The organism is Conyzicola sp. (genome assembly GCF_057073975.1).
On the sequence record NZ_JBXMIS010000003.1, the window covers coordinates 1 to 10,119 of the forward strand.

Consider the following 10,119-nt stretch of genomic DNA (forward strand, 5'->3'; position numbering starts at 1 on the left):
CCGGCGGGACTCACCACGGGGAACCGGGCGGAGAAGTTCGCGGCGGTCGCCCAGCTGAGGTCGGCCATGCAGCCGTCGCCGAGGTAGTCCTGGAGGTCGACCGAGTTGGCGAGCTCAGCGTCGGGCCCGGTGCACTGCGGCACCGTCGGGGAGCCGCCATCGGCGTAGAGCTCGTCGTCGGTCGGCGTGATGTCGAGCTGGCTCACGAGCACCTTGCAGTTCGAGACCGCGTCGGTCGCGTTGAGGATGAGGTAGCCGGTTGGCGTCTCAGCCGTGCCATTCCACCTCCCGGCGAACTGCGGCGCATCGAGCTCCCAGGTGCGCTCCAAGAGGCCCGGCCGGTCGTACCAGCGCCACGGGCTACCGAAAGGATCGGCGTAGTCGCTCGGCGACGGAACCCGGATGCCCGTGACACTGCCGACGAGATCGCCGGCCATCATGCCGGTCACGCTCACTCCGAGCGCCCCTGGCCCGCCGAGGGCGACGGTGTTCATGTCGCCGGGAGCGAGCGCGTTGCCCTCTGCCCGAAACGTGGCAAGCCCGACGCTGCCCCCGGTCGCGCCGCTCGAGAGCAGGGTTGCCCCCGCCGCGCACTCGCCGTCGCGCGGCAGCTCTCGCATGACATCGACCGTCCAGGTTGCCGCACGGATGCCGCCACCGTGGGTCGCGACCAGCAGCAGGGGGTACGCGCGCGATCCGTTCTGCAGTTCGAACGCGCAGTCCTGCGCGTCGTGCCAGGCGGCGAACGCCTCCGGCAGCGTGTCGCGCTGTTCTCCTGCCTGATCCTGGCCGACTCGCACCGCGTGAAGCGCGGGCGCCCCGTCGATGAGGGTGACGACGACGGGCAGCAGCACGAGCAGCGTCACGACCGGCGTCGAGCGCAGTCGAAGCACCCGGAAGATCTCGAGCGGCTGGCGCCGGCCGAGGGCGAGCACGAGGCCGCCGATGATCGTCGTCCAGGCGCCGACGAGCAGCACGAGAACGGCAACGGGGCCGAGGGCATAGCCGACGAGCGCCGGCACGAGAAGACAGGTGGCGATGAACGCCGCCGATACCGCCGTGACGACGATGCCGAGCACGCGAAAGTCACGCGAGTGCTCGTCGATGCGTGACGGATCGCTCGACAGCACAGCGCCCACCCGGCCGCCGAAGTCGCGGGCGGCGAGCTGCCGGCGAAAGAGCGTCGGAGCGACGACGGCGAGCGCGAGAAGCACGACTTCGATGAGCACGAGAGAGACCAGGCTCGCGGCGAAGCGAGAGCCCGCGAACTGGCCGGTCGCACCGAGGAGAAGGGGAGCGAGCAGTGCACGGAACGGGCCGAGGGCCCACACCGCGATCCACGCCGCGACGAGCAGGTCGCCCGCCCGCTGCACATCGGCGCCTCGGTGGCCGAGAGCGAGGGGGAGAAGGGGGTCGGCGATGCGGATGCCCACGCGGCGAATGGCGAGCGACACGAGCGCGATGACCGCGATGAACCCGGTGAAGAGCCCGACCGTCAGTGCGTCGACTGCCTGCCCTGCGGTCGCGAGGCCGACCACGAGGGCGACGAGCAGCACGGCGCCGGCTGCCGCGAACCACGGATAGTGCCGCACGGGAGGGCGCGCGTCGTGTGCGGTGTCGCGCCGACGGTAGTGCCGCGCCCGTTGCCGGCCGAGCACGAAGAGGCCGGCGCCCGTGATGAGGAACCCGAGAAAGGCGAATGCGATCGACCAGACGTCGGCCGTCGGCACCGCCGAGGTGCCGGTCGCCGGGTACTGCACCCAGCTGCGGTAGAGATCGGCGACCTGCTCGAGCACGCCGTCGATGCTGATGAGCGAGATCGCGGCGATGCCGGCCACCGCGATGAGGCTGAGACGCTGGGCATAGAGCGCGGCGAGCGACCTGGATGCGGCGCCGCGCACCACGGCGCCCACGGTGGTGCCGAGCACGAGGTACAGGCCGAGCACCGCCATCGTGGCGAGCTTGAGGTAGGTCGCGGCGATCAGCACGACGGTCACCACGTCGAGGGCGGGGGTGCCCGCGGCCGGGAGGGCGGTGGCGAGCACGAGCAGCCCGAGGTTCTCGAGCAGGTCGAGCGCCACGAGGATGCCGACCATGCGGTGGCCGGTGGCCGGTGTGGCTCGCGGGGCGGCATCCGTGCTTCGCCTGTTCGACGCGGCGACAGCCACGGTGACGAGCCGGCGAAGCAGCACGGCGTAGCAGGCGATGAAGGCGATGTCGGTGAGAGCGTAGAAGACGATGAGCGGCTCCGGCGAGAATGCGGAGCCGCTCCAGTCGCGCCATGCCTCGAACTCGGTGCCGGCGCCGAAGCCGACCATGGTGCCGAGGTCGTGCGTGTGACCGTCGCCACCGAGGATCCGGCCGACGAGCCGCGAGGTCTCGTTCATCGTGACGAGCAGTGCCACGGCAAGGAGGACGAGCGCCGTGCTGCTGCCCACGGTGCGACGAACGACTGACCGGATGCTCCGCAACGACGCCATGGAGCCGCACCCTACCGTGCAATGGGCCGCAATCGACAGATCTGTCTGCTGATGGTTTTCGACGCACGGTCGAAACACTCGGTTGGTAGGATTGCCCCACAATCGAATACCGGGCCGCACAACGTGATGCGGGAGAGCCTGCCCCCGTGGCAGGCACCGAAGGAGCAAGCCTCCCTGCCAATCTCTCAGGTACCTGTACCGCATCGCCGAGGCCACTCTGAAAAGAGGGTTGAGTGCGCGCGTAGCGCGTGTATCGAAACCCCACCCACGGTGAAAGTCGACCACAGTCGGCGAAGCTCTCAGGTTCATGACAGAGGGGGAGTTCTGCCCGACGCACGCGCCTAGGAGAACTCTTGCCGGATTCCCGCCTTCCCCCGCTCTACGCCATTCACCATGCCGCGGGAGCGAGCTTCACCGACTTCGCCGGATGGCAGATGCCGGTCAGCTACGGCTCCGACCTGGCAGAGCACCACGCCGTGCGCACCGCGGCCGGACTCTTCGACATCTCGCACATGGCCGAGATCCGCGTCGACGGACCGGATGCACCGGCCTTCCTCGACTACGCCCTCGCCGGCACGATCTCCGCCCTCGCCTACGGCCAGGCCAAGTACTCCCTCCTGCTCTCAGAGGAGGGGGGAATCGTCGACGACCTCGTCGTCTATCGCGCCGGCAAGAACAACAGCTCGTTCATGATCGTCGCCAACGCGGGCAACCGCGTTCCCGTGGTCGTCGCCCTGCAGGAGCGCTCGGCAGGGTTCAAGGTGGCGATCTCCGACGAGAGCGACCGCGTCTCGCTCATCGCGGTGCAGGGCCCGGCCTCCCGCGCCATCGTCGAGCAGGTCATCGGCCGCGACCTCAGCGAGCTCAAGTACTACTGGGGCATCGAGATGCTCTACAACGACGGCCCGTTCTTCGTCGCCCGCACCGGCTACACCGGGGAGGACGGCTTCGAGCTCTACCTCGGCAACGACTCCGCCGCGCAGCTCTGGCGGGAGCTGCTCGAGGCCGGTGCACCGCACGGGCTCATCCCGGCCGGGCTCGCGAGCCGCGACACCCTTCGGCTCGAGGCTGGCATGCCGCTCTACGGTCACGAGCTCGGGCTCGACACCTTTCCCGCGCAGGCCGGACTCGGCCGCGTCGTCGCGCTCGCGAAGGAGGGCGACTTCGTCGGCCGTGCCGCGATCGAGGCCGGCCCGCCGGCTGGCGCACGACAGCTCGTCGGTCTCGTGGCGGAGGGCCGCCGAGCGGGTCGAGCCGACTATCCCGTCTTCGGCGGCGATCGCGAGGTCGGCATCATCACCTCCGGCGCGCTGTCACCCACCCTCGGCTACCCGATCGCCATGGCGTATGTCGACCCTGACGTGAGCGAGACCGGCACCGCGCTCACGATCGATGTTCGCGGTACCCGCGTTGCCGCATCCGTTGTCGCACTCCCCTTCTACAAGAGAGACAAGAAATAATGGCTGACCCAACCACCCTCCAGTACACCGCAGAGCACGAGTGGATCCTTGTCGAGGGCGACACGGCCACGGTCGGCATCACCGCCTACGCCGCGGAGAAGCTCGGCGACGTCGTGTTCGTCGACCTGCCGAAGGCGGGCTCGACCGTCGCGAGCGGCACGGTCGTCGGCGAGATCGAGTCGACCAAGTCGGTCGGCGAGCTGTTCGCGCCCGTCGACGGTGTCGTCGCCGAGGCGAACGACGCGGTCGAGGCAGACCCCAGCCTCGTCAACAGCGACCCCTTCGGTGCCGGCTGGCTCATAAAGGTGACCTTCACCGAGCTGCCAGAGCTGCTCTCCTACGACGACTACAGCGCACTGGTTGGCGAGTAGTGTCCGCTCCATTCCAGGACCGCCACATCGGAACGGATGCGGCAGCGCAGCGCCGCATGCTCTCCGTGCTTGGCTACGACTCCGTCGACGCCCTCGTCTCTGCGGCAATTCCCGACGCCATCCGCGTCGCCCCGCTCGAGCACTCGACTATTCCCGCCGCTGCGTCAGAGCGTGAGGCGCTCGCCGAGCTGCGAGCCATTGCCAGCAAGAACACCGTGCGCCGCTCGATGATCGGCCTTGGCTACTACGACACGATCACCCCAGCGGTGATCAAGCGCAACGTGCTGGAGAACCCGAGCTGGTACACGGCCTACACGCCGTACCAGCCGGAGATCTCGCAGGGTCGCCTCGAGGCGCTCATCAACTTCCAGACCATGGTCGCCGATCTCACCGGGCTCGCTACCGCCAATGCCTCGATGCTCGACGAGGGCACCGCCGTTGTCGAGGGGATGCTGCTTGCGCGACGGGGCTCAGGCTCGACGTCGAACACGTTCATTGTCGATGCCGACGCGCTGCCGCAGACCAAGGCTCTGCTGCGCAACCGCGCCTCCGCTCTGGGGATCGAGCTTGTCGAGACCTCCCTCGCTGAGAATCCCGAGCTCCCCGCCGCCTTCGGCGTCTTCGTGCAGTACCCCGGTGCCTCCGGTCGGGTCTGGGACCCGTCCGCGGTAATCGCCGCCGTCAAGGAGCAGGGCGGCCTCGCCGTCGTCGCGGCCGACCTTCTTGCGGCGACCCTGCTGAAGTCCGCAGGAGAACTCGGAGCCGACGTCGCCGTCGGCTCGTCGCAGCGCTTCGGCGTTCCGATGGGCTTCGGCGGACCCCACGCCGGCTTCATGGCCGTGCGCGCCGGTCTCGAGCGGCAGCTGCCTGGTCGCCTCGTCGGAGTGTCGAAGGATGCCGCCGGCCACCCCGCCTACCGCCTCACCCTGCAGACGAGAGAGCAGCACATCCGCCGCGAGAAGGCGACATCGAACATCTGCACCGCCCAGGTGCTGCTGGCGATCATGGCCGGCATGTACGCGGTGTACCACGGGCCGGACGGGCTCAAGGTGATCGCGCGCCGCGTGCACCAGGTCACCGCCGACTTCGCCGCCGCCCTCCGCGGCGCCGGCTATGGGGTCGGCGACACGTTCTTCGACACGCTCACGGTCACCGCTCCGGGGCGCGCCGACGAGTTCGTCGCGGCCGCCCTCGAGCGCAATGCGACCCTGTGGAAGGTCGACGACGACACGGTCTCACTGAGCTTCGACGAGGCCTCCGCGTTCGACCCGATCGAAGGGCTCGCCGACGTCTTCGGTGTCACGGTTGCCTCCGCGTCGTCCGCGATCCCCGCCGAGCTCGAGCGCACCTCCGCCTACCTCACCCACCCGGTCTTCAACACGCATCGCTCGGAGACGAGCATGATGCGCTACCTCAAGTACCTCGCCGACAAGGACTACGCGCTCGACCGCGGCATGATCCCGCTCGGGTCGTGCACGATGAAATTGAATGCGGCGACCGAGATGGAGGCGGTGACGTGGCCGGAGTTCGGCGCCATCCATCCATTCGCTCCTGAGGCCGACGTGCAGGGCTACCTCGAGCTCATCGAGCAGCTGCAGGACTGGCTAGCCGAGGTCACCGGCTACGACACCGTCTCGCTGCAGCCCAACGCCGGAAGCCAGGGCGAGCTTGCTGGCCTGCTCGCGATCCGCGGCTACCACCTCGCCAATGGCGACACGCAGCGCACCGTCTGCCTCATCCCGTCGTCTGCCCACGGAACGAACGCCGCGAGCGCCGTGCTCGCGGGCATGTCGGTCGTGGTCGTCGACTGCGACGAGCTCGGTAACGTCGACCTCGACGACCTTCGGGCGAAGATCGCCACGCACGCCGACACGATCTCCGCGCTCATGATCACCTACCCGTCGACGCACGGCGTCTACGAGCACGAGGTGCGATCGATCACGGATGCCGTGCACGAGGCCGGCGGGCAGGTCTACGTCGACGGTGCGAACCTCAACGCCCTGCTCGGCTATGCCCGGTATGGCGACTTCGGCGGCGACGTCTCGCATCTCAACCTGCACAAGACGTTCTGCATCCCGCACGGCGGCGGTGGGCCGGGCGTCGGGCCGGTCGCGGCGAAGGCGCACCTCGCGCCGTTCCTGCCCGGCGCGCTGGAGCTTGGAGAGACGGCCATTTCTGGCCGTCTCCGCGACGCCAGCGCCGACGAGCGTCCCGCTCGTCGGGATCACTTCAGCGATCCCTTCGCAGTTTCGGCTGCGCAGTTTGGCAGCCCGAGCATCCTGCCCATCTCGTGGGCCTACGTGCGCATGATGGGCTCCGATGGCCTCAAGGATGCGACCGGTGCCGCGGTGCTCGCGGCCAACTACGTGGCAGCACGGCTGCGCACGCACTACCCGGTGCTCTACGCGGGCGACAACGGCCTCGTGGCGCACGAGTGCATCCTCGACCTTCGTCCGCTCAAGGAGGCGACGGGGATCGACAACAACGACGTCGCCAAGCGCCTCGTCGACTTCGGCTTCCACGCGCCGACCATGTCGTTCCCAGTCGCTGGCACCCTCATGGTCGAGCCGACCGAGAGCGAAGACCTGGTGGAGATCGACCGCTTCATCGACGCCATGATCGCGATCAAGCTCGAGGCGGATGCCGTGGCGGCCGGTCGCTGGCCAGCCACCGACAACCCTCTCGTCAACGCCCCGCACACCGCGGAGTCCGTGATCGTGGGGGAGTGGCAGCACGCCTACACGCGCGCGGAGGCGGTCTACCCGATCTCCACGCAGATCCGCAGTAAGTACTGGCCGCCGGTGCGCCGAATCGACCAGGCGTGGGGCGACCGCAACCTGTTCTGTGCCTGCCCGCCGATCGAGGCGTTCGCCGACTAGCGGCAACCGCCTCGATCGGCGAAGCGGGCCCTCGGCGACCCAGAAGCGGTGTCGATGCGCGCGCTACAACTGGGTCACTTGGCCCCTAGCTGGAGCTGTGGGAGGCAAGAAGCGGGGCATGCCGCCAGGACTCAGAGGCCGAGCAGCGACGGGAACGTCGCGGCCGCCCACGGGTAGCCGACGAAGACGGCCGCGTCGATCACGAAGTGCGTCACGAGGAGGGGGAGAAGGCGGCCGAACCGGGTGTACAGCCATCCGAAGACGATGCCCATGACGACGTTCGCGATGAACGATCCATAGCCCTGGTAGAGGTGGTAGCTGCCGCGGAGGAGGGCGCTCGCCAGGATGATGCGCCACTTCCCCCAGCCAAGGTCGCCGAGTCGCGCGTAGAGGTACCCGATCGCGATGACCTCCTCCGTGACGGCGGCGCGCACGGCCACGAGCAGCAGCACGGGGATGGTCCACCAGTAGCTGTCGCCGGTGGTCGGCACGATCGTCGCGTTGATGCCGAGCGCGGTGAAGGCAAGGTAGGCGGCGAGCCCGGGAATACCGATTGCCAGCGCGAGGGCCAGCCCCGCGCCAACGTCGCGCACCGGCCGGTCGAACCTCAGCCCGAGTCGACCGAGGTGCGGGCGGGCGCTCGACCAGAGCAGGTAGCAGACGAGGGCGACGGGAACGAGGTCGAAGAACACCGAGAGCAGCCGGTAGACCAGGTCGAAGATCTCGAGCTCGCTGAGCGGGCGGTTGAGCGTCGCCGTCTGCTGGGAGAGGTCTGGCTGCTGCACCGAGCGATAGATGATCGCAACGATCGCGTAGACGGCCGACGAGGCGAGCGAGAGCAGCAGCACGATCGCGATCTCGGCCGCGATCCTCCGGCGGGACGGCGTTGGATGCTGCGCCGCCTGATTCTGGAAGACCTCAACTGGGGAACTCACCGGTTTGTCCCCCAAAACGCCGTCATCCCTTTGGTGGATATCGACAAGAGGGGTGTTGGCACGAATCGATAGTACGCCGCGACACGCGGAGGATCGTGTGCACGGCCTCCCGAGTTGCGCACGATTCGTGCAAATCGCAGCGTTTTTGCGCAGTTTTTGGCCATCACGCGCAATGATCGTCCGAATTCGTTACCAATGCGTAACGTTTCGGCGTACGGTTTTGAAACGGCGTTGTCCCCTATTTAGGGTTCTAACAACCAGCGCTGCCGCGCGCCCATCACGCCCGCGACCGCTACAAGGCAAGTAGGAGGAAAATTGAGAATTTCCAGAATCGGCGCAGTCACGGGGGGCCTGGCACTTGCCACAGCACTCGTGCTCACGGGTTGCGCCACTGACGCTCCCGAAGAGGGCAACGGCGGAGGCAACTCCGACGCGATCATCCTCGTCAACGGCGTGGAGCCGGGCGGACCACTGATCCCCACGAACATCAACGAGACCGGTGGCGGAAAGGTCATCGACAACCTCTTCGCCGGCCTCGTCTACTACGACGCCGACGGCAAGGCGATCAACGAGCTCGCCGAGTCCATCGAGACCGACGACGCGCAGAACTACACCATCACCGTCAAGAAGGGGTGGAAGTTCACCAACGGCGAGGATGTCACCGCTGAGTCCTTCGTCAACGCGTGGAAGTACGGCGCTCTCGCCAGCAACGCGCAGCTGAACAGCTACTTCTTCGAGAACATCAAGGGCTTCAGCTACGACGAGGACACCGAGCTCGAGGGCCTGCAGGTCACCGGCGACTACGAGTTCACCGTCGAGCTCAACGCTCCTCAGGCGGACTACCCGCTGAGCCTCGGCTACTCGGCGTTCTTCCCGCTGCCCTCGGTCGCCTACGACGACCTCGAGGCCTTCGGTGAGAACCCGATCGGCAACGGCCCGTACAAGCTGGCCAGCGAGGGTGCATGGCAGCACGACGTGCAGATCGACCTGGTCGTGAACGAGGACTACGAGGGCGGCCGCAAGCCGGCCAACGGCGGAATCTCGATCATCTTCTACGCGTCGATCGACTCGGCCTACGCCGACCTCCTCGGTGGCAACCTCGACGTGATCGACGAGATCCCCGCGATCTCGCTCCTCACCTACAAGGATGACCTCGGCGACCGCGCGATCAGCCAGCCTGCCGCGATCTTCCAGTCGTTCACCATCCCGGACCGCCTCGCGCACTTCGCCGGGGAAGAGGGCAAGCTGCGTCGCGCAGCCATCTCGATGTCGATCAACCGTGACGAGATCACCGACGTGATCTTCAGCGGCACCCGCACGCCGGCCACCGACTTCACGTCGCCGGTCATCGACGGATGGTCTGACTCGGTTCCCGGCTCTGAGGTGCTCGCCTACAACCCGGAGGAGGCAGTCAAGCTCTGGGCAGAGGCCGACGCCATCAGCCCGTGGAGCGGCGCGTTCCAGATTGGCTACAACGCCGACTCGTCCCACAAGGACTGGGTTGACGCCGTGACCAACAGCATCAAGAACACCCTCGGCATCGAGGCGTCTGGTGCACCGTTCCCGACGTTCTCGGAGTTCCGCTCCGCGATCACCGAGCGCACCATCCAGACCGCGTTCCGCACCGGTTGGCAGGCCGACTACCCGTCGCTGTTCAACTTCCTCGGACCGATCTACGGCACGGGCGCTGGCTCGAACGACGGCGACTACTCGAGCGAGGAGTTCGACTCCCTGCTCGCAAAGGGATCGGGCGCTGACAACACGGAGGACGCCAACAAGTACTTCCAGCAGGCACAGGAAGTCCTGTTCAAGGACCTCCCGGCCATCCCGCTGTGGTACTCCGACGTGCAGGGTGGCTACAGCGAGGCTGTCAGCAACGTTGCAATCGACTGGCACTCCGTGCCGCTGTACTACGCAATCACCAAGGAATAGCTCGAATAGTTCCTTGACCGGTTAGCAGCGTGGGGGGGGGGGGGGTGTCCCCGCCCCCCCCC

At 67.6% G+C, this 10,119-nt stretch carries 6 protein-coding genes and 1 riboswitch; of the genes, 4 read left to right on the forward strand and 2 right to left on the reverse strand.

Annotation, left to right across the window (positions count from 1 at the left end):
• On the reverse strand, nt 1-2,480 hold a 2,480-nt coding region (locus tag AC14A7_RS00310), incomplete at its 3' end, for a hypothetical protein (protein WP_484005852.1).
• Nucleotides 2,481-2,599: 119 nt separating this feature from the next.
• Nucleotides 2,600-2,691, forward strand: a riboswitch (glycine riboswitch).
• A gap of 142 nt (nt 2,692-2,833) precedes the next feature.
• Here AC14A7_RS00310 and gcvT point away from each other — a divergent pair.
• From gcvT to gcvP, 3 genes are read left to right on the forward strand one after another with little or no spacing between them, the layout of a single operon-like run.
• Nucleotides 2,834-3,940: a glycine cleavage system aminomethyltransferase GcvT gene (gcvT, locus tag AC14A7_RS00315; RefSeq protein ID WP_484005854.1), complete on the forward strand. Its 1,107-nt coding sequence runs from the start codon at nt 2,834-2,836 to the stop codon at nt 3,938-3,940.
• Nucleotides 3,940-4,311, forward strand: a complete 372-nt coding sequence (gene gcvH / locus AC14A7_RS00320) for a glycine cleavage system protein GcvH (RefSeq protein WP_484005856.1) — start codon at nt 3,940-3,942, stop codon at nt 4,309-4,311. The genes gcvT and gcvH overlap by 1 nt, the downstream gene beginning before the upstream one ends.
• Before the next feature lie 56 nt (nt 4,312-4,367).
• Entirely contained in the window at nt 4,368-7,190 is a 2,823-nt protein-coding gene (gcvP, locus tag AC14A7_RS00325; RefSeq protein WP_484005861.1) for an aminomethyl-transferring glycine dehydrogenase, read from the forward strand.
• A 131-nt stretch (nt 7,191-7,321) separates the two neighbouring features.
• Here the strand turns inward: gcvP and AC14A7_RS00330 are convergent, their stop codons facing one another.
• Entirely contained in the window at nt 7,322-8,125 is an 804-nt protein-coding gene (locus AC14A7_RS00330) for a CPBP family intramembrane glutamic endopeptidase (RefSeq protein WP_484005857.1), read from the reverse strand.
• 315 nt (nt 8,126-8,440) lie between these two features.
• Here AC14A7_RS00330 and AC14A7_RS00335 point away from each other — a divergent pair, with 315 nt between their 5' ends.
• A complete protein-coding gene (locus AC14A7_RS00335) occupies nt 8,441-10,057 on the forward strand; it encodes a peptide ABC transporter substrate-binding protein (RefSeq protein WP_484005859.1) in 1,617 nt (538 codons plus the stop codon).
• Nucleotides 10,058-10,119 lie beyond the last annotated feature (62 nt).

Coding starts and splice junctions, on each gene's coding strand:
- gcvH (WP_484005856.1), top strand. CDS start 3,940: ATGGCTGACCCAACCACCCTCCAGTACACCGCAGAGCACGAGTGGATC.
- gcvP (WP_484005861.1), top strand. CDS start 4,368: ATGCTCTCCGTGCTTGGCTACGACTCCGTCGACGCCCTCGTCTCTGCG.